Here is a 24,024-nt window from a genome sequence, read left to right on the forward strand (position 1 = left end):
GGAGATGTAAGTGTATATACACAGTGACGACCTTACATCTCCTCTTTTTTGTTTCCCCTTTGTCTCTCCCTTGTAATATCCTTCCCGCCCCTTAAAAAAACTTATCCTGATTACCAAGCATTTACTCCTAACTGATACAAACTTACCCTCATTTCCATACTCACTATTATTAATTCATTAATATTTTACATATATTACATATAAGAAAAACCGTTATACTTATGCAGGACTACTCTTTTATGACCACTGAAGAGATCTTCCTCCTCCAGGATGCGTTGAAGAAAAACAAAAAGCAGATCTACAAATTCATATCGTTCGGTCTGCTGCTGGTGATCATCGCAGCTTTTGTGCCTCATTTTTTCCTTAGCAAACGTCTCAGCGAAGAAGAGATCAATCAATCTCTTTTCTCCTATAAAAACGCCTGGTTCTGGGTGTGGCTGATGTCTTTTGTGCTGGCGTTGGTCTTTGCACTGATTAAAGTAACAGATGTACGTTACTATACCATCAAAAAGGACCTTACCAAACTGGAAAAAGGACAGATACAGGTACCGCTGGAAGCCATCTACCAGGGCAACAATGAGATGCAGACCAGCTTCATTGTTCAGCAGGAAGGAGTGAAGAAAAGAAAGCGTCTCTTCTACTGGATGCGTGGCCGTCTGGATGACTTCAGGACCGGTCAGCAGGTGGAGATCATATACGGCCGTTATTCCCGTGTGATCCTCGCTATCACCAAGCTGTAAATTCATCATAAACCAACCATATCTGCCGCATGTAGCACTATCAACCTCTATTATAAGTAAGAGGCCAATCCTGCGAGGTTGGCCTCTTTTTTTTATATTTGACGATACTCCATCGTACATACTGCATATTTTATGAATATTGAGCAATTCCGGGAATACTGTCTGACCCTGCCAGGCGTGACTGAAGAGTTTCCTTTTGGCGAAGAAATACTCGTGTATAAGGTGAAAGGAAAAGTATTTACCCTGACACATCTTGATAACTTCGAAACCATCAATCTGAAATGCGATCCTGAGATCGCCATAGAGCTACGTGAGCGATATGATGGCGTTACACCGGGTTATCACATGAATAAAAAACACTGGAATACCGTAGACGTGCATTCCAATATCCCCAATAAGCTGATACTCCAGTGGATAAAAGACTCTTATGATCTTGTTGTAAAATCACTGCCAAAAAAAGACAGGGAAAGCCTGTTATCTTAGCTATTATAAACCGTTCATTTGCTTATGAGAAAATTGCTATCGTTGCTTGTTGCAGCGCTGATCCTGCACAGTTCCTGTGTAAAAGCCATTAATCAGGACTCACTGTGGGTACGTGAGAACTACGTTAAAAAAGAGGTATATATCACGATGCGTGACGGTGTAAAACTGTTCACTTCCATCTATATGCCGAAGGACAAATCTGAGAAACATCCGATTCTCATGTCCCGTACGCCTTACTCCTGTGCTCCCTATGGAGAGGATAAATACCTCCCGCTGTGGAACAGCCACTTTATGTCTTACCTGAAACAGGGTTATATATTCATTCAGCAGGACGTAAGAGGACGCTGGATGAGTGAGGGCACCTTTGTTGATGTACGCCCTTTTAATCCCAATAAAAAAGGCAAACAGGATATCGACGAAGCCAGTGATACCTATGACGCTATTGACTGGCTGGTAAAGAACCTGGAAAACAACAACGGTAATGTTGGTATCCTGGGGATCTCCTACCCTGGTTTCTACTCTACCATGGCAGCTTTAAGCGGTCACCCGGCATTGAAGGCGGTAAGTCCGCAGGCACCGGTAACCGACTGGTTCCTGGGAGATGACTTCCATCATAACGGCGCATTCTTCATCACAGATGCTTTCGCTTTCTATACCAGTTTTGGTAAACCAAGACCTCAGCCAACTACCATCGGGCCCAGCGGTTTTGAGTACCATAACACGGATAACTATGACTTCTACCTGCGTACCGGTGCGGTGAAGAACTTTACCAGACTGATGGGCGATAGTATCGCTTTCTGGAAAGACCTCGTTGCACACCCTGATCTGGACAACTGGTGGAAAGCACGTAATGTAAGACAGTTCCTGACCAGCGTAAAACCGGCGATGCTGGAAGTAGGCGGTCTGTTTGATGCGGAAGACTGCTTCGGCGCATGGAATACCTATAAAGCCATCGAAAAACAGAGCACCAAAACCAACAACCGTGTTGTGATGGGTCCATGGTACCATGGTCAGTGGTCATCCAAAGTAAATGATGGCTCTTCCCTGGGGAATGTACGCTTTGGTAGCGCTACCTCACACTGGTATCAGCAGAATATTGAAGAGCCTTTCTTCAACTACTACCTGAGAGGCATAGGTACAGACAGCATCGCGGAAGCTACTGTCTTCTTCACCGGCGAAAACCAGTGGCGTAAACTGGCGCAATGGCCGCTGCCGGCACAGACAAAGCAATTGTATCTGCAGGCAAATGGTAAACTGGATTTCAGCAAACCACTGAACGCAGACAGCTTTACAGAATATGTCAGCGATCCGGCTAAACCGGTACCATATACCGAAGATGTACACTTCGACCGTACCATCTCCTACATGACCGACGACCAGCGTTTTGCGTCCAGACGTCCGGATGTAGCGACTTTCGAAACAGGCGTACTGACGGAAGATGTGACGGCAGCAGGACCACTGCTGGCGAAACTGGTGGTGAGTACCAGCGGTACAGATGCCGACTTCGTGGTAAAACTGATCGACGTATTCCCGAATGATTTCAGATACGAAACAGACGCACCTTCTGAACACCGCAGGCTGCCATCCCATACTTATCCGATGGGCGGTTACCAGATGCTGGTACGTGGCGAGATCATGCGTGGAAAGTACCGTAACAGCTTTGAAAAGCCGGAAGCATTCAAACCAAACACACCAACAGACGTCAATTTCAACATACCTGACATCGCGCATACCTTCAAAAAAGGACATAAGATCATGGTACAGGTACAGAGTAGCTGGTTCCCCCTGGTAGACAGAAATCCACAGGTATTTACCAATATCTATACCTGCGACGATAAGGACTTCCGTAAGGCGGATATCCGTATCTACCACGACGCACAGCATGCTTCTCATATAGAGTTGCCGGTAATCAAATAGTTACTAACTTGCAGGCCATTCCGGCGGGGTGTTCCTGCCGGGTACAACTGTACAGTTCAATAAACCATTATATGATCAGAAAAGCCCTATTACTTGGAGTTTTGGGCGTGGCTACCCTTCCGGGTTACGCGCAAAAGAAAAAGAAGTCTAAAAAAGACGAAGCGGTTCCGGTAGCTGTAGCACCGGCTCCATTATTACAGACCAAACTGGATACGATCAGTTATGCCATTGGCCTGGAATTTGGCGGTATGCTGAAAATGCAGGGACTGGACAGCGTTAAAACCGAAATACTGTCCAAAGCGCTGAAAGATGCCATGAATAACGGCACACCTTTGATTACTAAAGAACAAGGCAATATGAGTGTAAGTGATTATTTACAACAGTTAAAAGCGGAAAAGATGCAGAAAAACAAAGTAGCCGGCGAACAGTTCCTGGCAGAAAATAAAACAAAGCCAGGTGTAGTTGCACTGCCAAGCGGCCTGCAATACCAGGTGATCACTGAAGGTACAGGTCCTAAGCCTACCATCAATGACAAAGTAAAAACACACTACCACGGTACACTGATCGATGGTACTGTATTTGACAGCTCAGTAGAAAGAGGTCAGCCGATCTCCTTCCCTGTCAGCGGTGTGATCAAAGGCTGGACAGAAGCTTTACAGTTAATGCCTGTAGGTTCCAAATGGAAACTGTTCATTCCTTCCGATCTGGCTTACGGTGAGCGTCAGGCAGGACCAAAAATCGGCCCTAACAGTGCGCTGGTATTCGAAGTAGAACTGATCGCTATTGAAAAATAGTTTCATCTGCAACGATGATAAAAACAAAGCCCCGGTCTGTAACAGACCGGGGCTTTGTTTTATGTAAAGTGTTTTTATTCCTATTAACGGAACACTCTTGCACTACGCTGTTCCAGCAGCATAAAATCTGCCAGCGCCATTGCTGCAACCGCTTCCAGTACCACTGGTACTCTCAAAGCGATACACAGGTCATGACGGCCTTTCACGCTGAAGTTTTCCACTTCACCGCTTTTGATATTCAGCGTATGCTGCTCTTTAGGTGTGCTGGAAGTTGGTTTTACCGCTACGCGGAATACCAGCGGATTACCATTGGTAATACCACCCACTACACCGCCGGCATGATTGGTAGCTGTTTTACCGCTGGCATCCAGAATGGCGTCGTTATGCTCAACACCTTTCATACGTGCAGCTGCGAAACCAGCGCCAAATTCGATACCCTTGATAGCAGGAATGGAGAATACTGCATGTGCAATAGTAGACTCTACAGAATCAAAGAAAGGTTCGCCTAAACCGATAGGCAATCCTTCTACCACGCATTCTACAATACCACCTACAGAGTCTTTCGCTGCAATAGCAGCTTCCAGTCCCTGCTCCGCATCCGGCAGACCAGCTACCTCTTTCAGCGTTGCCTTTACAGAGATACCGGGACCCAGTATTTTCTTGGCTATTACGCCTGCTGCTACCAGGTTGAGGGTCAGACGGCCACTGAAGTGACCACCGCCGCGATAGTCTTCAAAACCACCGTATTTATGCGTTGCTACAAAGTCCGCATGACCAGGACGGGGAAACTCACGGAGCTTCTCATAGTCTGTACTGCGGGTATTGTTGTTCTCGAATAATATTGTGATGGGAGCACCGGTAGTATGGTCATTGAATACGCCGGACTTGATAAAAGGCAGGTCCTCTTCCTTGCGGGGCGTAGTACCTTTCGCACCGGCTTTACGTCTTTCCAGATCAGGCAGGAAATCCTCCTGAGTAAGCGGAATACCGGCAGGAATGCCGTCTATATTCACACCTACGCTGGCGCCATGCGATTCGCCAAATACATTCACCCGGAATAATCTACCAAAACTGTTCATGCTTTTGAATATTTTTTACAGTAAGGATATAGCCCTTACCGTTACTATTTTAATGCGTCAGGCTTGCTGTACCCTGCTTTTTTACTATACCGCCGATCTTCTCCAGATGATCGTAGAATTCAGGGTATGATTTGTTAATGGCTTCTGCATCTTCGATGATCACAGGTGCATCAGCAGTCAGTGCTGCTACTGCGCAAGCCATTGCAATACGATGGTCATTGTGAGAACTTACAGTCGCGCCTTTGATACCGGTGCCGCCATGTACCAGCATTTCGTCACCGTGCAGCTCGATCTCGATACCCATTTTACCAAATTCCTCCTGCAGTGTTTTACCACGATCGCTTTCTTTATGTGCAAGTCTGTTCACACCGATAATTTTCGTTGTGCCTTCGCAGTTAGCAGCCAGTGCTACCAGCGGAGGGAACAGATCAGGACAATCAGTTGCGTCGAAGTCAAACGCCTTCAGTTGCTGTTTTTCCACGATCACGGTGAATACGCCTGGCAGCAGACCAGCGCCGGCTTTTTCCAGTGCTTCCAGGATCGCTTTATCAGATTGTGCGGATTGTGTATTCAGGTGATGCACTTCCGCCTTACCAGCTACAGCTGCAGCTACCAGCAGGAAAGCAGCACCGCTCCAGTCACCTTCTACTGTGTATTCGCCTGCCTTGTAAGACTGACGCTTACCGAAGTGGAATTGCTCGTATTGCTCTTCTTTTACTTCTACACCAAACTGCTGCATCAGCTGCAGGGTGAGTGCGATGTAAGGTTTACTTTTCAGATCTTTTACGGTGATGGTCACATCTTCAGCAGTTGCACCATATGCCATCAGCAAACCGGTGAGGAACTGTGAACTGAGTGAGCCGTCGATCGTAATATTCTTTGGCTGCAAAGGACCCTGGATATTCAATGGCAGCCTGCCTTCGCGGGTGGTGCATTTAACATCCAGTTGTGGCAGTACCTGCTCGAAGAAGTCCATCGGACGTACCGTCAGACTACCATGACCATTGATGGTAATGGCTTTTTCAGAAAGCGCTGCAATGGGCGTGAACATACGGATACCCAGACCAGATTCACCACAGTTGATCTCTTCGGATACAGGTTGTATGCCTTTGCTTGTTATTTCGATATGATCTTCATTACGCTTGATTACAGCACCCAGTTTTCCCGCTACGTCCAATGCTGCGAGGCAGTCATTGCTCAGACCGGGATTACGGATAATGCTGGTGCCATTGCTCAGTAATGCGGCTGCAACTGCACGTTGCATCGCACTTTTGGAAGGATTGGCGGTCACTGTACCACTGATAGCGCCGGGCGATATTGTTACTTGCATAATTAGTTAAATTTAAAGTTCATCCAGCAATTGCTTCAGTTCTGTAATAGGTACAGGTTGTGTAGTAGCCTTACCTATTTCTTCGAGCAACACAAAGTGAATCGCATCTTTCTCGCGCTTCTTATCCAGCTTGAAGATGTTGAACACTTCTTCCTTGTTGGAGGTGAGCGTCACCGGCAACTGGTAATCGTTAATGAGACGGATCAACCTGTTGGTTTGTTCAACAGGCAATCCTTTCAGTTTTTCTGAGATCTTGGATGCTGCTACCATACCAATAGCAACAGCCTTCCCATGCGCAATGTTCTCGATCTTTTCTACCGCATGTCCCAGTGTATGACCGAAGTTCAGCCAGCGGCGGGAGCCGGTTTCAAATTCGTCTTCCAGTACTACTTTGGTCTTCAGTTCTACAGAACGTTCTACCAGGTATTCCAGGACAGCCACATCGCGTTGCATGGCTTTATCACGGTTTTCTTCCAGGTAGTTGAACAGGCTGGCATCGAGGATGCAGGCATACTTGATGATCTCCGCGAAGCCATTGTGCCATTCTTCTGCCGGCATTGTCAGCGGCAGTGAATAGTCAAACAGAATGAACTCCGGCTGGCGGATCGTACCCAGCATGTTCTTATGTTTACCATGGTTGATACCGTTCTTGCCACCAATGGACGCATCCACCTGTGCCAGCAAGGTAGTAGGAACAAAACCAACAGGCATACCCCGCATGTAAATGCTGGCTGCATATCCTGTCAGATCGGTGGTCATACCGCCGCCAATACCGATCAGCATGGTCTTACGGTCGGCCTCCAGTTCAATCAGACCGTTAATGATCTGATCAAGGACTTCTCCGCTTTTATGTTCCTCTCCATCCGGGATCACCAGCTTTTTCCAGCCTGGCAGTTTATGCCCGTGGTGTTCGTCCACATTTTCATCCAGTACCAGTACGGTACGGGAAGGATCAGCATAATTGCCCAGCTGTAGCAGGCTTTCTCCCAGATAATATTTTGTATTACTATGCTGGAACTGGTAAGATAACGTTCTCATATTTTGTGTTGTGTCTATTTGTCTTCGTTCATCACTCTGTTCTGCCTGTTGATGGATTCCAGGTGTACTGCATCAAAGTATTTCAGGATGAAATCTTTTGTCAGACCCAGTTTCTCACCTTTGGCAATACCGCGTTCCAGGATTTCATTCCAACGGTTAGTCTGCAGGATGGTCACGTTGTTCTCTTTCTTGTACAGACCGATCTTTTCAGCGACTTTCATACGGTTACCGAGCAGCAGCAGTATTTCATCGTCGATCTGGTTAATCTGACCACGGAGTTTATCCAGTGCAGAGTTAAATTCTTTCTTGTTGGTATGCTCATGGCGCCAGGTGATACCTTCCAAAATTTCTGCCAGTCTTTCAGGCGTAACCTGCTGTTTGGCATCGCTCCATGCTTTGTCCGGATCGATGTGAGATTCCAGCATCAGACCATCGTAATCCAGGTCAACTGCTTCCTGTGCAATTTCCTGCAGGATATCGCGACGACCACCGATGTGGCTTGGGTCACAGATGATAGGCAGTTCAGGCATACGACGTTTCATTTCGATTGGCAGGTGCCACATCGGTGCGTTACGGTATTCAGTGTTACCGTAGCTGGAGAAACCGCGGTGAATCAGACCGATCTTATTGATGCCGGAGTTACGCACACGTTCTACAGCACCGATCCACAGTTCGAGGTCAGGGTTGATCGGGTTCTTGATCAGTACAGTTGTATCCACACCTTTCAGTGCGTCAGCAACTTCCTGTACAGAGAATGGGTTTACAGTGGTACGCGCGCCGATCCACAGGATATCAACGTTATGTGCCAGTGCTTCTTCTACCTGTTTAGCGGTAGCTACTTCTACTGCCAGCGGAAGACCAGTCAGTTCTTTTGCTTTCTGTAACCATGGTAAACCGGTAACGCCGATACCTTCGAAGGATCCCGGACGGGTACGTGGTTTCCAGATACCAGCACGCAGCACGTCTACTTTACCGGTTTTAGCCAGTCTCAGGGCTGTATCAAGTACCTGCTCTTCGGTTTCTGCACTGCATGGACCGGAAATGATCAGCGGCTTCTTATCTGAAGTCGGATCGGAGAATTTTGTTTTTGCGAGAATCTGTTCCATCGTTTGACGCTTTGCAGACCATAGACGATAGTCGTCCATAATCCTGTGATTGTTTGTTTTCTTGTTATAATCCGACTATCGGCTATTTCAATATTTTCCTGATCTTATTTGATTTCTGGATCAGTTTGTAAAATGTGTCGTAATCTTCATTTTCCAGCAGCTGCTTCATTTGCTGTAACTGATTGATGTGTTCATCCAGTACATCCAGCACGTTGTTGCGGTTATGCTTGAAAATCGGCACCCACATATCCGGGGAGCTTTTTGCCAGCCTTACGGTAGATTCAAAACCACCGCTTGCCAGTTCGAAGATGCGGCCCTGTTCTTTCTCTTTCTCCAGTACTGTCAATGCCAGTGCGAATGAAGTAATGTGAGAGATGTGTGATACATATGCTGTGTGGAGATCATGCTCGACACCGTTCATATATACAAGGCGCATCTGTAATTTATCCACCAGGTTTTCTATTACCTCCAGCGCATCTTCATCGCTGTTTTTCACATCGCAGAGTACCATGGTCTTTTGCGTGAAAAGGTTTTTGATAGCAGCTTCCGGCCCTGAATACTCCGTGCCGGCCATCGGGTGAGCCGCTACGAAGCGTCCTCTGTTGGGATGACCGGCAACGAGTTGCAGTATCTTTTCTTTTGTAGAACCAACATCCATGATCACATGTTCTGGTCCTGCGTTATCCATTACAGTTGGCAATATCTGCAGCAGTGCATCAACCGGTATAGCCAGTATGATCAGTTTTGAACGCTGCATCGCATCCTTCAGGGATGCACCTTCATCAATGATCTTAAGCTCCTGTGCTTTTACCAGGTTTGCTTCGCTCTGGTCTACTCCTATGATCCAGTTAGCTACCCCTTTTTCTTTCAGGGTGATAGCCAGTGAACCTCCGATTAATCCTGTTCCTACTATAGTTGCGATCATGACTGTTACTGCTTAAATTTTGTTTTTATCCTATCCAGCACTTCATCAAATACTTTCTCATCCTTACAGAGACTTACCCTGATATAACCGTTGCCATTGCTGCCGAAGATACCGCCTGGTGTGATAAAAACCTGTGCCTGTTGCAGGATCGCGTCTGTGAGGGCGAATCCGTCTTTTGCACCGGCAGGGATCTTTGCCCATACGAACAGTCCCACCTGGTCTCTATCGAAAGTGCAGTTCAGCAGTTCCAGCAGTTCAAACACTTTCTTACGGCGGCCTTCATAAATGCCATTCAGTTCAGCGTACCACTCCGGCCCTAATTCCAGTGCTTTTACAGCGGCCATTTGCAGCGGCTGGAACATACCGGAGTCCATGTTACTTTTGAAACGCAGTACCTCATTGATCCATTCCTGTTTGCCTACCAGCATACCTACACGCCAGCCGGCCATATTGGATGATTTACTGAGGGAGTTCAGTTCCAGTACCACTTCTCTTGCACCCGGAGTCTGCAGCAGACTCTGTGGTTGTTTGTTCAGGATAAAGCTATATGGATTATCGTGACAAATTAAGATATTATGCTGTTGCGCGAATGCGATCAGTTTTTGAGCGAACGCCTCATTGAAGCGGGCGCCTGTTGGCATGTGCGGATAGTTCACCCACATCAGTTTCACTTTACTCAGGTCTCTCTTCGCCAGTGCGTCCAGATCAGGCAGCCATCCGTTTTTTTCTTCCAGGTCGTAGTCTACCACGGTAGCGCCACTCAGGTTAACGGCAGAGCGATAGGTCGGGTAACCGGGATTAGGCACCAGGGCTTCATCACCTTCCTGCAGATAGGTCATGCAGATGTGCATGATACCTTCCTTAGACCCGATCAGCGGCAGCACTTCCTTTTCAGGTTCCAGGGATACGCCGTAAAAGCGCTGGTACCAGTCGGCCATCGCTTTACGAAGCGCCGGGATACCTTTATAGCCCTGGTATGCGTGGGTGTCAGGCTTTTGTGCATATTCATGCAGAGCGGAAATGACGGAAGGATGCGGCGGCAGGTCCGGACTACCGATACCAAGGTTGATCACCTTAGCGCCTGCTTTGTTCATCTCGTCTATTTCCCTGAGCTTTTTGGAGAAGTAATATTCTTCCGTCTGCTGCAGCCTTTTTGCTACCTGTAAGTTCATAATGCTTTGTTTTCCGCGTCCTGATGTATGTGATTAATGAGTGTTTCCTTTCTGATAGATACCTAATACTTTGAGATCTTCTGTCAGCGGTTGAATTTTGCTGATACTTTTTTCAAAGTGGCTCAGGTTTTCGAATTCGAAATCTGCGTGGAAGTAGTAGTTCCATTCTTTAGCAGGCATTGGGAAGGACTGTATTTTACTCAGGTTGATCCCTGCCTGTGCTACCTGTGTGAGCACCTTTGCCAGACTTCCGCGCTCGTGAGAGGTCTGGAAGTAAACGGAGGCTTTATTGGCATCCGGCGCTGGTGTTACTCCGTTGGGAGAAATAACCAGGAAGCGGGTATAGTTGTTTTTAATGGTATGGATATTCGGTGCGATGATCTCCAGACCATATATATCAGCTGCCAGTTTACCAGCGATGGCTGCGGTGCTTTTCAGTTTCTTCTGTGCAACGTGTTTGGCACTTAAGGCAGTATCTTCTGTTTCCACCAGTTTCATATGCGGGTGCTTTTCCAGGAATTCTGTGCACTGGAGGAGCGCCATATGATGGGAATGTACTTCGCGTATATCTTCCAGGGTTTGGCCCGGTAACACCATCAGGTGTTGTCTGATATGCAGGTAAACCTCACCGATTACGTGCAGACCTGAGTTTTTTAACAGCGAATAGTTTGGCAGAATGCTGCCGGCGATGGAGTTTTCGATGGCCATTACACCAGCGTCTGCATCTTTCTGTTTACTTACTTTCTTAACGAGTTCCGGAAAGGATGCGCAACATTCTATCTCTATTCCCTTACCATAATAAGCCTCTGCTGCTATCTGATGAAAACATCCTTCAAAACCCTGGATCGCGATACGCATTTTTTAATGTTTGGTTTGAATTTGTAGTTGCTGTAGCAACTACCGTATAAAATGAAAAAGGGCCCCGGTGGAGCCGGGACCCTTTTTATTTGCAGTTATTTTATTCGTGCATTTTTTTACAAAAGAGTCCCGGCCTTTACGACGTAAAAGAAGTAAAAGGAAAAGTAAAAGAAATAAAGGCTGAAACGGCGTAACATAAATGCGTTATTGACTTTTGCTGGAAAAAAAGAAGGCCTCCCGTTCGGGAGGCCTTTGCTAGTTTCTTTTATATTCGAGTACTACAAACGACCTCCCTATTTCTGGTACCAGAAATAATAGAAACCATAAAAGTAACCAAAGGTTGTTTGCTGTATCATATTTGCTTAATTGCCTGACAAAAATACACCTCGATTTGAATTATCCAAGCGTCTTTGTAAAAAATTACATTATTTCTAACAATCAACGTCCTTTTCGATATTTTATTCAAAAACAAGGCTAAACGAAGGGGCTTAGCAAAAAAAAACCGCCCCGTCAGAGACGGAGCGGTTATATAAAAGCCTTTATTTGCTTACCAGGTGATTAGTGTGCAGCTTTAGCTGAATCAACGGTAGCTTTAGCTGAATCTACTACAGCAGCAGCAGAATCAACGGTAGCAGCAGCTGAATCAACAGTTGCAGCAGCAGAATCGATAGAAGCTGCAGCAGCAGTAGTATCTTCTGTAGAAGCAGAACCACCATTACCGCAAGAAGCTACGAATACACCCAGAGCTAAAGCGAAGAAACCGATTTTCAGAGCATTTTTCATTTTGACTATGTTTTAGGTTTTTGAAATATTATTTACTCTTTATACCGGGTTTGAAAAAAGGTAACCCACTTTTTTAAAAAAATTTTTTTCACCCCCTTTTTCCTTCATTTTCAGGTTCCGGCAAGGTATTTTCATATATAGTCACCAAACCATATATGAAATAGGGTCAATAATACCTGGCTAAAAAGACAAGTGTTCTGCCCGATTTGGGATTTGGAATTTTTTTCTGCTACTTTGGGTTACCAAAGCCATTTAATCGTATTAATAAGTGAAGCATAATCAGAACATAGAACGGGATCGGGAATTACTACTGGGATTAACCAGGAATGACGACAGAGCGCTGGCGACCATCTATACGGAGAATTATCCTTCTATATTAAGAATGGTTTTACAGTATAATGGGTCTGAAGATGACGCTAAAGATCTTTTCCAGGAGGCAATGATCGTTTTATACGAAAAGGCCCAGAAAGGGGAATTTGACCTTTATAGCAAACTGAAAACATACCTGTATGCAGTTTGCCGTCATATGTGGTTAAAGAGGTTACAGACGGGAAGCTGGCAATTGCCCCTCCCTGAAGAACTGGAAGAGGTACTGCCTGCCGATGACACCAACGGCATCGCCGAGCATGAGGAGAAAGACCAGCAGTTCAGGATCATGGAAAAGGCAATGGGCAGCATGGGGGAACCCTGCAAGACCATCCTTGAAGATTATTATGTCAGGAAACTCTCGATGCAGGACATTGCTGAGAAATTCGGTTACACGAACTCAGAAAATGCCAAGAATCAGAAGTATAAATGCCTGATGCGACTCAAGAAACTATTTTTCGAACAATATAAATCTTAGGACCTGACAGGTGTAATACCTGACAGATCTATAAAAGCGGTTACAGGGATGAACGAATTTTCATTGATACGTGATATTGAACGCTACCTGGAGGGCGAAATGAACGAGCAGGAAAAAACTGCCTTCGAAGCGCTCCGCCAGTCCGACCCGGCGGTCAATGAGCAGGTGCTGGCTCATCAGCAGCTCATTCAACAGCTGGAGTACTTTGGACGCAGGTCAGCGTTGCAGGAAAAAATGGATAAGATCCATGCTGGTCTGGCTAATAAACATGTATCAATTGCACCTTCGTCGACGCCGGAACCAAAGAAAGTATTCTCCATCAGCAGAAGACTGGTTCTCAATATGGCCGCAGCAGCTGGTATCGCTCTGCTGACCTCTGTGTCTACCATTGCGTTTATGCAAAGAGCCAGCAGACAGAAGACCACTGCTGAATACGAGGACGTAAGACGTGTGCTGAACCATATTCAGCGCTCCCAGAACGCCCTCATCAACGATATCAACAGTTCTAAAAAAGCACCTGCCAACCCCGGCACTTATGGTGGCACCGGGTTTGCCGTATCTAATAATGGTTATGTCGTGACCAACTATCACGTCATTGCAGGAGCAGACTCTATTTATATACAGAATACCAAAGGAGAAGCCTTTAAAGCAGCCAGCGTATTTGAGGATATCAGCGCCGATCTGGCCATCCTCAAGATCACCGACTCTACCTTTAAAGGTCAGCCACTGCCCTACTCTCTAAAACCACAGCGCGCCATGCGTGGTGAACAGGTCTTCACCCTGGGTTACCCAAGAGATGAGATCGTTTATGGAGAAGGTTACATCAGCGCCCAGACCGGCTTTAACGGTGACAGCGCAGCCTACCAGGTGTCTATTCCGGTTAACCCGGGTAACAGCGGTGCTCCGCTGATGGACAACAAAGGTGACGTAGTGGGTATCGTAACCGGCAAACAGACCACTGCTGACGGTATCGCCTTCGCAGTAAAATCAGCACACCTGAAACGTTTGCTGGAACAAATGCCGAAAGACAAACTGCCCAAAAAAGAGTGGAACCATAAAAACAATAAACTCGAAGGACTGAGCCGCGTAGAGCAGGTGAAGAAACTGGAAGACTTTGTTTACATGGTGAAAGTCTATAATTGATAAGATATTTTTCTATTGGCCTCTGCATGCAAACGGCCACTCTGGAAACAGGGTGGCCGTTACTAATTCAATTAAGAATTAGGAATTAACAATTAAGAATTTGAGGTAAACAACTTATAATAAAGCAAAAGGGAGCGGTTCTTTCAGTCTGAAGAGCCGCTCCCTTTTGTCTTACTATTTTATAGTCAGGCAGAAAACATTTAACCTAATTCTTAATTTTTCTTAACCCAGGCCTTGTACTTATCCGTAATCCAGTAGATCAGGTCTTCCTGTGGCATCGTCCTCAGCATATTATGGTCAGGATGGTTATCCCGCATAAACAGCTGTAAAGAATCACCCTTCAGGCTGGTCACTTTGCTGACAAATGCTGCCGTATACCTGGAATCGATATACCGCTCCTGTTCCGCCTTCGCAAAAATCTTCTTAAACTCACGTTTCTGCTTCTCTTTTCTGGAATACCGGGTAAAAGGACTAAACACGATACCGGCCCCTACCGGGGTATTTCCACCAGCCAGTGGCATGTCCTTTTTATCCAGGATATAACCAAACTGCTCCCTTCGGGAAATGGAGTCCGCCTGATAAGGACTATACTGCGCCCCTACATCTACACCATGCAACTGACGGGCTTCAACCACCAGGGAAACATTCCGGGTTTCCGTACCGCTGGCCTGAATAACCACAAGGCTATCGGACTTATACCCCAGGAAGGAGAATACAATGACGTCCTTCGGACTGGCAGAGATCTTATAAAAACCGCCCTTGTCTGAATAGGAACGCCGGCCCGTGCTCTTGTTCGTTACACTTGCATACGGAAGGACAAGCTTATTTTCCTTGTCCATAATAGTTCCCGTTACTGTGACCTGCGCCTGTACCTTTACAGCCAGCAGGCTGCAGCAGCAGAACAGGAATAATATTCCGGTAATGAGTCTTTTCATGTAGCTGATGAATTATTCTACAGGCAATATCCTAAAAAAATAACGAAAAAAACCTCTCAGTATTTGAGAGGTTTCGCATGATATTTTAAAAAATAGACTCATCTTGACCCCCTTATGATCTGAAGGAGGATGGCTACGATCGCGATCACCAGTAGAATGTGGATCAGCCCACCTGCGGAATAAACGAAGAAACCCAGCAACCAGCCTATAATGAGTATTACAGCTATGATATATAACAGACTTCCCATTTTACGCAGATTTTAAGAGTTTAATAATTTCATCACGTGACTTGCCTAATTTCTGCTGGAGTTTTCCTATCAAACGATCTTCCTGACCTTCTTCGTACAGCAGATCATCATCTGTAAGATCAGCGTACTGTTGCTTGATCCGGCCCTTGAGCTCATTCCATTTGCCCTTGATTTCTAAAGTATCCATAACATATCTTTTTTGGGTGAACAATACAGGTAAAGTTCCAAAGACTATGCCAATGGCCCCCTTTTTCTACCAGGCGGCGGCGGATATCCCTGTGCTAAAAGTCCTGCTTTCGCCCGCTGGCAGGGAGATCAGCTCCATACCATTATTAAAGGCATTGGGAGGCCCCGTCAGGTTCTCTATTGCAATACTCCTGCGGTGTGGCGGGATATATAGCTGTAATACAGGATAGCTGCTATCCGGGTAAAAAGTGATCGCAATATGTTTCAAAGGGTCTCTCAGCGTACAGGAAGACGCATGCTGACCGAAGTTCAGCAGAAAGGAATTATCCAGCGGAATACCCTCCAGCGGAGAAGATTCCAGGAACCTGTCATATGGCAATACCTTACCGGTTGGAATCAGCTGCGCATTAAATTCCACTATCTGTTCCGATGCGAACTGCAATTCCATATCATCCATAGGCGTACCAGTTGTAAAATATGGATGCCAGCCGTCCATCACCGGTATAGCGGTTGATGCATGATTACTGATGGTAGTACTTATATCCAGCCGGGTATCGGGTTGCAAACGATAAGTCACTTCACAATCATACGGGAACGGATATCCCTTGTCTTCCCCTTTATACTGATAGCGCAATGTAGCGACCGCGTTTCTTTCATTCGCCTGTAACTCCACGATATCAAAAGCTACATCGTATAATAAACCATGTATCCAGCTGCCAGGCGCAATTGTTTTCTCAATGACATACTCCCTGCCCTCCCATTCGTAGCGGCCACCGGGAATCCGGCAGGCAAAGGGACTCAGCTTCGCACCTTTGAAGTACTCCGCCATATTCGTCTGATAATCCTGCAGACTACTATACCCATCGATGATGTTCAGCTCTTCCGCGCCATGTGGTATCCTGAAAGCATGCAGCATGGCACTGTGCGCAGGAATGATCTCCACCTGTATATCATTGAGGTCATCTTTCAATGCAATGATATCAAAACCGTCTTTATGAAATTGTTCTACCGCAAACATGTGTTATGGTCAGTTTAAATCGATTGCTTCCATTTCAGCATAATAAACATCTAAGCATCCTGCATGACGATGGTACCTGCCTTGTCTTGTAAGTTACGCAAACTTTATTTTACTGTTTGCGACCGGCAGGTTCCCTGTTGTTAAGTTCCGGTTATGGAATGCCTGCTGCAGATGATAACTATTCAATACGTTTTATTACAGCGTAGTCGGAAAGAAAGGGCAACAGGGTGAAGACACCTGAAACTAATTCTTCATTCTCCGCTCTTCATACCCAATAAAAAAACAGTCCCGCATTACGCGGGACTGTTCCATATTTTCAACTCAACGATGATCAGCTGATCAGATATACTGATTGATGATATTCTCCAGCCACTCCTGTTTACCGCTGATATGTTTAGGTTCGCCATTACTTACAGCAAAGTTGCGCAGATCTTCCAGTGTCAGGGTACCCGCTTCGAAGTCTTTACCCTTACCGCTGTCGAATGAAGCGTAACGGTCTTTGCGGAACTGTTTGTATGGAGACTGTTCCAGCACTTTCTCTGCGATAACAGCAGCACGTGCGAAGGAATCAATACCACCGATATGTGCGTGGAAGATGTCTTCCAGGTCTGTTGAGTTACGGCGTGTTTTCGCATCGAAGTTCACACCACCGCCAGCGAAGCCACCTGCTTCCAGGATCACCAGCATGAATTCAACCATATCGTTCAGGTTCATCGGGAACTGGTCAGTATCCCAGCCGTTCTGCGCATCACCGCGGTTAGCGTCGATGCTACCCAGCATACCTGCATCGGCAGCTACCTGCAACTCGTGCTGGAAGGTATGACCTGCCAGGGTTGCGTGGTTTACTTCCAGGTTCAGTTTGAAGTCTTTATCCAGTCCGAATTGACGCAGGAAACCTATTACGGTAGCAGCATCATAATCGTACTGATGTTTGGTAGGTTCACAAGGCTTAGGTTCGATGAAGAAGGTACCTGTAAAGCCCTGTTTACGTGCATAGTCTTTCGCCATTGTCAGGAAGCGGGCCAGATGTTCCTGTTCACGCTTCATGTTGGTGTTCAGCAGGGTCATATAACCTTCGCGACCGCCCCAGAACACGTAGTTTTCACCACCCAGTGCGATAGTTGCATCCAGGGAGTTTTTCACCTGTGTACCTGCGTAAGCTACAGCAGCGAAGTCAGGATTGGTAGCAGCACCGTTCATGTAGCGCGGATTGCTGAATACATTCGCAGTACCCCACAGCAGTTTTACACCACTGGCTTTTTGTTTTTCTTTTGCATACTCCACGATCTGCTGCATACGGCTTTCGTACTCGCTGACCGATGCGCCTTCATCTACCAGGTCCACATCGTGGAAGCAGTAGTAAGGAACGCCCAGTTTGGTGAAGAATTCAAATGCAGCATCCATTTTATCTTTCGCACTCTGCACTGCATCAGTAGCAGTTAACCAGGGGAAAGCCTTGGTGCCCGGACCGAACGGATCTCCGCCGGTACCACAGAAGGTGTGCCAGTAGGATACTGCAAAACGAAACAGTTCCTTCATGGTCTTGCCACCGATCTTTCTGTTCTCGTCATACCATTTGTAGGCAAACGGATTTGTTGACTGAGGTCCTTCATAGGCGATTTTCCCAATGCCTTTGAAGTACTCCTGATTCCCTAAAGTAATACTCATTGTCTTTCTTTTTTTGAACCAATACGTGTGAATATGTAATGTAACTGCTAACGTGTAATTCAGTTACTTAATAATGCGCTGTAAGCCCTGCAGCCACTGGTCGTAGATACCAGCGTACTGTTGTTGCAATGCGGCATCCGGCTCTATGGTAGCCAGGCATTCCATGCCGCGGAATGCATCCTGTTCGCTATAAAGTCCTGCGCCTATTCCGGCAGCCCTGGCCGCACCCTGTGCACCGTCTGTATTATACAGTTCGATCACTACATTGGCGGTGTTGGCAAATACTTCACGGAAAAGAGGACTAAGGAACATGTTCGCCTGCCCTGCCCTTACACGCTGAATATTCAGACCCATATCGGTCATAATATCCATACCATATTTCAGGGCAAATACGATACCTTCCTGTGCTGCGCGCAACAGGTGTTCGCGGCTGTGTATATTGAAGTTGAGACCATTGAATACTGCTCCCGTTTCCTTATTGCTCAGGATGCGTTCTGCTCCGTTACCAAAAGGATAGATCTGTAATCCGCGGGAACCAGCTGGTGCTTTACCTGCCAGTGTATTCATTTCATTGTAATCAAGGTTGCCGGTTGCCTGTCTTAACCAGCTGTTGAGAATACCTGTACCATTGAGGCACATCAGTACACCATTGCGTGGATCTTCTTTGGTGTCATTCACATGTACAAATGTGTTCACACGGCTTTCTTCATCAAAAGCGATATGATCGTGTACTGCGTAGACCACACCGGAAGTACCTGCTGTGGTTGCGGCTTCGCCGGGCTTCAGTACGTTGAGCGAGAAAGCATTGTTGGGCTGATCGCCTGCACGGTAGGTCACCGGTGTACCGGCTGCTATCCCCAGCAGGGCGGCTGCCTGTGATGTTACCTTGCCCTGCAGACCGAAAGTCGGTACGATCGCTGACAACAGCTTTTCGTCAATATTATAATGCTTTAACAATACGGGAGAAACCTGACGACCGCTGAAGTCCCAGAAGATCCCTTCTGAGAGGCCTGAGATGGTAGTAGCCGCTTCACCGGTGAGCCGCATTGCGATAAAGTCGCCTGGCAGCATCACTTTGTCAATACGGCTGTAGATCTCCGGTTCGTATTGTTGTACCCAGCGCAGCTTGGAAGCTGTAAAGTTACCCGGTGAGTTCAGCAGGTATTGCAGGGACCAGTTGTGTCCCAGGCTGTTGAATGCCTCATTCCCTATCTCAACGGCGCGGCTGTCGCACCAGATGATCGAAGGACGCAGCACCTGCTGGTCTTTATCCACACATACCAGACCATGCATCTGGTAGGCGATTCCTATACCGGCAACAGCACTCCCGTCAAAGGGGTGCTGTTGCTGTAGTTTTTTTGTAGCGTTCTGCACCTCCTGCCACCACATTTCCGGGTCCTGTTCTGCCCATCCGGCTACAGGCGCCAGCATCGGCATTTCCTGTGAAGGACTGATAGCCGTGGCCAGACATGTTCCCGTTTCCACGTCCAGCAGAGCCGCTTTCACAGAGGAGGAACCGATATCGTATCCGATCGTATATCTCATAGTGCAATCTTCTTCGTTTCTTGATGGTTAATTTGTTTAGCTGTCTGCGACTACCAGAAGATAGTATACAGTGCTGTCAGGATACCACAGATGAGCAATGCGATCACGGTGAATGCGGTAGAAGGTTTGAACATGGAAGCATCCACTTCCAGGCCTTTTGATTCACCGGAAGTTACCAGCGTACCACCAACAACCACCTGTTTCTTGGCAGGAGCAGCCAGGGAAATGATGATCATACCCACTACACACACTGCAAACACGATACCCATACGATCGAGGAACGGAATTTCATAAACGCCTGCGGCATTTGGTACTGCCATACCCAGGTCATACAGGGAAGACAGGTCACTCCAGTTAGGCAGGAATTTCAGGAAGATAGACATTGCAAAACCACCGATCATAGCGAACAATGCGGCATTGGAAGTGGTCTTTTTCCAGAAGAAACCTAACAGGAACATGGCGAAGATACCTGGCGACACGAAGCCGGTGTATTCCTGAATGAACTGGAAACCACCTTTTTTATCGATACCCAGGAACGGAGAGATAATGATAGCGAGGATCATAGCAACAATTACCACCACACGGCCTACATTCACGATCTCTTTTTCATTTGCATTTCTGTTGAAGATCTCTTTATAAATGTCAAGGGAGAAGATCGTAGAGATACTGTTGGCTTTACCTGCCAGAGACGCTACTACCGCTGCTGTCAGTGCTGCAAAAGCCAGCCCTTTCATACCTGCAGGCAGAAGGTTCATCAGCACAGGGTAAGCGTTGTCAGGATTCAGTTCACCTGCTTTCATCATTTCAGAGGAGAACACACCTTCTTTATATAATACATAAGCTGCGATACCAGGCAATACCACGATCACAGGCATCAGCAGTTTCAGGAAACCGGCAAACAGCAGACCGCTGCGCGCTGTTTTCAGATCTGCACCCAGTGCACGCTGTGTAATGTACTGGTTACAACCCCAATAGTTCAGGTTTACGATCCACATACCACCTACCAGTACAGTGAGACCTGGCAGATCGAGGTAATGCGGGTTATCCTTTTTCAGGATCATATGGAAATGCTCTTCTGCATTTTTAGTCATCAGGGAGAAGCCTTTCAGTACACCGGTTTCACCGAAATGTTCTGATACGAGGCTCAATGCCAGATAGGTTGTTACCAGACCACCCAAGATCAGGAAGAACACCTGGATAACGTCTGTATAACCAATTACCTTCATACCACCCAGTGTGATCACGATCGCAAATACCGCGATCAGCGTCATACACAGATAGAAAGGAATACCGGAGATCGTATTTACCGCCAGTGCACCCAGATAAAGGATAGAAGTCAGGTTTACCACCACGTACAGCAACAGCCAGAAGACGGCCATGATCGTACTTACCGTTTTATTATACCTCGTCAGCAGGAACTGCGGCATGGTATAAATCTTATTCTTCAGATAGATCGGCAGGAAGAAAACTGCAACAATGATCAACGTTGCAGCCGCCATCCACTCATAAGTGGAGATAGCCAGACCTATGTTAAAACCGGAACCGGCCATCCCGATGAACTGCTCCGCAGAAATATTGGAAGCGATCAGGGAAGCACCAATAGCCCACCAGGTAAGGGAACCCTCCGCCAGGAAGAAGTCTTTGGAATCTGTTGTTTCGCGTTTTTTCTTTTTGTAGATATAGAGACCGTAACCGGCAACAATCACGAAATACACTAAGAAAACAACATAATCGAGGAATTGTAAACTCTTTTGCATAAAAAAACGTGGTACGTGGTAATTAAATTAGGAATCAATATAGCAACATTTTTAATAAACGTAAAATTTACGTTTAAAATTTTTCACTACGTGTTGGGCATATTTGTTTGTTTTTCATTTTTATTCAGTCAGAAGAGAAGAAAGTTGTTCTCCTACAGCGGAACCTATTGCGACACCCATACCGCCCATCCGGACACCCGATACAATATTGCGGGTATAGAACCGTATCACGGGCTGGCGGGTCTTTCCAAAAGCCATGATACCTGTCCACCGGTCAGTGATCATAAAGGAATGCTTTGGTAAGATAATGTCATGGAGCCGGTTTTCCAATTGCTGTTGTATCTCCTGGTTAAGATCAAAGCTTGTTGTGGCTTCTTTTTCAAAATCGAGGTTCCGGCCACCGCCAAACAGCACCCTGCCGTCCAGCTCCCGGAAATAAAAATAGCCCTCGTCCATATGAAATACCCCCCTGAAGGGAAGGTCCGGAATCACATTTGTCAGTAACACCTGTCCTCTTCCTGGCTGCAGGTCAACATCCGGCATCAGCTCTCTGGCGAAAGCGTTGGTACAGACCGCCACTCTCCTGGCCATAAAACCGATCTCCTCTCCGTTGGTCCGGGGTACCACTACGCGTACACCCGTCTGCAGATCTTCCAGGCGGCTGACGGTGCAACCTGTTTTGATTTCCACCCCTTTGGTGATAGCGAGGTCTATCAGACAGCGCATCATCCGCCCGGTATGAAGCTCTCCTTCATAGTTATTACTGATAAGGGCCTTTACATACTGGCCGTTGAAGCCAAAGTCCTTTATCTTCTTATTAACCAGTGTAAACGCCTCGCCTCCCAGTAATGGCTTCAGCAGGGCGTTTACACTGTCTATCTCTGTCAGTGTATGTTCTTCCTGTGTCCCGATCAGTTCATGACTACCATTCTCATGGTACTCCATATACTCATCCCCGATCCGCTTACGCAACAGCTGTAAACCATTACGGCGCATCTGCAGGAGGGCAATGACTTCTTCGGCAGGCATCGTCTGCAGGTCCGATAATAGTTCCGTCAGACTTCCGATACATGCAAAACCTGCATTTTTTGTACTCGCCCCGGTGGGCAGTACCTCTTTTTCCAGTACCAGTACACGCGCGGCCGGCAGTTTTTCCTTCAGACTTACGGCAGTAGAAAGCCCTACTATACCGCTGCCCGCAATGATATAGTCGTATTGTAAAAGGCTTTGTTTCTCCCAGTAGCTTAACATGCTTTCTGATTTGGCCGTAACAGCCTGTTTTTCAAAACGTCGGAACCCGCGATGTATTGTGTATTCAAATGTACACTATTTTTAGATGTCAAACTGACATTAATCAATCTTCAATCCTTTGTCCATTCTCGCTACACTGTTAATACTATTTTACCTCTTCCATGTCCGCTCTCCAGTGCCTGGTGCGCCTTTACGATATCAGTCAGCGGGAAAGTCTGTCCTATCTCCACTCTCAGACGATTATTTTTGAGTAGTACAGCCAGTTGTTCCATTCTTTCTCCGGATGGTCTCACTGACATCCATTTCACCTCTACGCCTTTCTCCTTTGCTTTGGCAATCACCGCAGGATCATCTTTGTACATGCTTGGTAAGGATACCAGTATACCGCCACGATTGAGGATATCAAGGGAACGGAGTGCTGTTTCGCCGCCCATGCCGTCAATGATAACGTCCATGCCGTCCAGTACTTGTTCAAACTTTTGTGTTTTATAGTCAACCAGCTGGTCGACGCCTAACTGTTCCAGGAAGGGATGATTGGCAGCAGAAGCGGTAGCTGCCACAAAACAGTGTTTCCATTTGGCCAGCTGTACAGCAATGTGTCCTACTCCACCGGCAGCTGCCTGGATCAGGACACGCTGTCCCCAGGTGATACCGGCATGATCAAACAGGGCTTCCCAGGCGGTCAGTCCGGCAAGTGGGGTACCTGCGGCTACCTCGAAGGATATATCTTTAGGTATAATGGCAAACTCATCTTCCTGTACGACTGCATACTCTGCATATGCATTACCGGGATTTGGGAAGTTACTCATACCGAATATACGGTCACCGGTGATGAACTTACTCACACCTTCTCCCACGCTCACTACTTCACCGGCTATATCCCAGCCTAAAATGGCGGGCAGCGTCTGGAATGAGGCATATCCTTTTCCGGAACGGGTTTTAAAATCAACAGGGTTCAATCCGATGGCCTTTACTTTGACCAGTACTTCCCCGGCTCCCGGCAGGGGTATCGCTACTTTCTCAATTCTGAAAGCAGTGGCCGGCCCGAACTCAGGCAATATAGCCGCCTGCATAAAATTACTCATACTTGCAGATTTTGTCTTCAAATTAGCGATAAAAACGATAATTGCCACATATGCAAAAGGGGCATTATGTTTTATAACCAAAACATAATGCCCCTTTCAGAAGCCTTTTATCACTAAGC

At 46.7% G+C, this 24,024-nt stretch carries 23 protein-coding genes; 6 read left to right on the forward strand and 17 right to left on the reverse strand.

From position 1 onward, the window contains the following. The first annotated feature begins 221 nt into the window (after positions 1–221). From BMZ72_RS12770 to BMZ72_RS12785, 4 genes are all read left to right on the forward strand, one after another. Positions 222–740 (forward strand): hypothetical protein, encoded by a 519-nt coding sequence (locus tag BMZ72_RS12770; protein ID WP_089808831.1) that lies wholly within the window; start codon positions 222–224, stop codon positions 738–740. A gap of 132 nt (positions 741–872) precedes the next feature. After that, positions 873–1,223 (forward strand): MmcQ/YjbR family DNA-binding protein, encoded by a 351-nt coding sequence (locus tag BMZ72_RS12775; protein WP_089808833.1) that lies wholly within the window; start codon positions 873–875, stop codon positions 1,221–1,223. A 24-nt stretch (positions 1,224–1,247) separates the two neighbouring features. Further along, positions 1,248–3,140, forward strand: coding sequence for a CocE/NonD family hydrolase (locus BMZ72_RS12780; protein ID WP_089808836.1), 1,893 nt, complete (start codon positions 1,248–1,250; stop codon positions 3,138–3,140). 71 nt (positions 3,141–3,211) lie between these two features. Next, a complete protein-coding gene (locus BMZ72_RS12785) occupies positions 3,212–3,934 on the forward strand; it encodes an FKBP-type peptidyl-prolyl cis-trans isomerase (RefSeq protein WP_089808838.1) in 723 nt (240 codons plus the stop codon). Between the two features lie 83 nt (positions 3,935–4,017). On the opposite strand, the gene BMZ72_RS12790 is transcribed toward BMZ72_RS12785, so the two are convergent. The 8 genes from BMZ72_RS12790 to BMZ72_RS12825 all read right to left on the reverse strand — a co-directional run bounded on the left by BMZ72_RS12790 (position 4,018) and on the right by BMZ72_RS12825 (position 12,225). Continuing rightward, positions 4,018–5,013: a chorismate synthase gene (locus tag BMZ72_RS12790; RefSeq protein WP_089808840.1), complete on the reverse strand. Its 996-nt coding sequence runs from the start codon at positions 5,011–5,013 to the stop codon at positions 4,018–4,020. Positions 5,014–5,062: 49 nt separating this feature from the next. Beyond that, a complete protein-coding gene (gene aroA / locus BMZ72_RS12795) occupies positions 5,063–6,343 on the reverse strand; it encodes a 3-phosphoshikimate 1-carboxyvinyltransferase (protein WP_089808842.1) in 1,281 nt (426 codons plus the stop codon). Positions 6,344–6,355: 12 nt separating this feature from the next. Beyond that, positions 6,356–7,381: a 3-dehydroquinate synthase gene (gene aroB, locus BMZ72_RS12800; RefSeq protein ID WP_089808844.1), complete on the reverse strand. Its 1,026-nt coding sequence runs from the start codon at positions 7,379–7,381 to the stop codon at positions 6,356–6,358. A gap of 14 nt (positions 7,382–7,395) precedes the next feature. After that, positions 7,396–8,487 (reverse strand): chorismate mutase, encoded by a 1,092-nt coding sequence (locus BMZ72_RS12805; RefSeq protein ID WP_012789612.1) that lies wholly within the window; start codon positions 8,485–8,487, stop codon positions 7,396–7,398. 82 nt (positions 8,488–8,569) lie between these two features. Next, positions 8,570–9,412, reverse strand: coding sequence for a prephenate dehydrogenase (locus BMZ72_RS12810; RefSeq protein ID WP_089808846.1), 843 nt, complete (start codon positions 9,410–9,412; stop codon positions 8,570–8,572). 5 nt (positions 9,413–9,417) lie between these two features. Further along, entirely contained in the window at positions 9,418–10,584 is a 1,167-nt protein-coding gene (locus tag BMZ72_RS12815) for a pyridoxal phosphate-dependent aminotransferase (RefSeq protein ID WP_089808848.1), read from the reverse strand. A 33-nt stretch (positions 10,585–10,617) separates the two neighbouring features. After that, the gene (locus BMZ72_RS12820; protein ID WP_012789609.1) at positions 10,618–11,442 is read right to left on the reverse strand and encodes a prephenate dehydratase; all 825 of its coding nucleotides are present in this window, start codon (positions 11,440–11,442) and stop codon (positions 10,618–10,620) included. A 558-nt stretch (positions 11,443–12,000) separates the two neighbouring features. Beyond that, complete coding sequence (locus BMZ72_RS12825; protein ID WP_089808850.1) at positions 12,001–12,225, reverse strand: hypothetical protein; 225 nt, start codon at positions 12,223–12,225, stop codon at positions 12,001–12,003. 268 nt (positions 12,226–12,493) lie between these two features. On the opposite strand from BMZ72_RS12825, the gene BMZ72_RS12830 reads away from it, so the two are divergent. Then, complete coding sequence (locus tag BMZ72_RS12830; protein WP_089808852.1) at positions 12,494–13,069, forward strand: RNA polymerase sigma factor; 576 nt, start codon at positions 12,494–12,496, stop codon at positions 13,067–13,069. A gap of 48 nt (positions 13,070–13,117) precedes the next feature. Continuing rightward, on the forward strand, positions 13,118–14,212 hold the full coding sequence (locus tag BMZ72_RS12835) for a S1 family peptidase (protein WP_089808854.1): 1,095 nt from the start codon (positions 13,118–13,120) through the stop codon (positions 14,210–14,212). 212 nt (positions 14,213–14,424) lie between these two features. Here BMZ72_RS12835 and BMZ72_RS12840 read toward each other — a convergent pair whose 3' ends face one another. From BMZ72_RS12840 to BMZ72_RS12875, 9 genes are all read right to left on the reverse strand, one after another. Next, positions 14,425–15,147, reverse strand: coding sequence for a carboxypeptidase-like regulatory domain-containing protein (locus BMZ72_RS12840; protein WP_089808857.1), 723 nt, complete (start codon positions 15,145–15,147; stop codon positions 14,425–14,427). A gap of 98 nt (positions 15,148–15,245) precedes the next feature. Beyond that, positions 15,246–15,395 (reverse strand): lmo0937 family membrane protein, encoded by a 150-nt coding sequence (locus BMZ72_RS36345; protein ID WP_012789604.1) that lies wholly within the window; start codon positions 15,393–15,395, stop codon positions 15,246–15,248. 1 nt (position 15,396) lies between these two features. Beyond that, positions 15,397–15,582: a CsbD family protein gene (locus BMZ72_RS12845; protein ID WP_012789603.1), complete on the reverse strand. Its 186-nt coding sequence runs from the start codon at positions 15,580–15,582 to the stop codon at positions 15,397–15,399. 66 nt (positions 15,583–15,648) lie between these two features. Further along, the gene (locus BMZ72_RS12850; RefSeq protein ID WP_089808858.1) at positions 15,649–16,599 is read right to left on the reverse strand and encodes an aldose 1-epimerase; all 951 of its coding nucleotides are present in this window, start codon (positions 16,597–16,599) and stop codon (positions 15,649–15,651) included. A gap of 339 nt (positions 16,600–16,938) precedes the next feature. Next, positions 16,939–18,267, reverse strand: a complete 1,329-nt coding sequence (xylA, locus tag BMZ72_RS12855) for a xylose isomerase (protein WP_089808860.1) — start codon at positions 18,265–18,267, stop codon at positions 16,939–16,941. A 63-nt stretch (positions 18,268–18,330) separates the two neighbouring features. Then, positions 18,331–19,812: a xylulokinase gene (locus BMZ72_RS12860; RefSeq protein ID WP_089808863.1), complete on the reverse strand. Its 1,482-nt coding sequence runs from the start codon at positions 19,810–19,812 to the stop codon at positions 18,331–18,333. A 50-nt stretch (positions 19,813–19,862) separates the two neighbouring features. Next, positions 19,863–21,569 carry a sodium/sugar symporter gene (locus BMZ72_RS12865; RefSeq protein WP_089808865.1) on the reverse strand — a complete coding sequence of 569 codons (1,707 nt, stop codon included), beginning with the start codon at positions 21,567–21,569 and terminating at the stop codon, positions 19,863–19,865. Between the two features lie 120 nt (positions 21,570–21,689). After that, complete coding sequence (locus BMZ72_RS12870; protein WP_089808868.1) at positions 21,690–22,820, reverse strand: NAD(P)/FAD-dependent oxidoreductase; 1,131 nt, start codon at positions 22,818–22,820, stop codon at positions 21,690–21,692. Positions 22,821–22,951: 131 nt separating this feature from the next. Continuing rightward, positions 22,952–23,905: an NADP-dependent oxidoreductase gene (locus BMZ72_RS12875; protein WP_089808869.1), complete on the reverse strand. Its 954-nt coding sequence runs from the start codon at positions 23,903–23,905 to the stop codon at positions 22,952–22,954. Between the last annotated feature and the right edge of the window lie 119 nt (positions 23,906–24,024).

The sequence above is a fragment of the Chitinophaga sp. YR627 genome (genome assembly GCF_900114995.1).
Taxonomy (GTDB): Bacteria; Bacteroidota; Bacteroidia; order Chitinophagales; family Chitinophagaceae; genus Chitinophaga.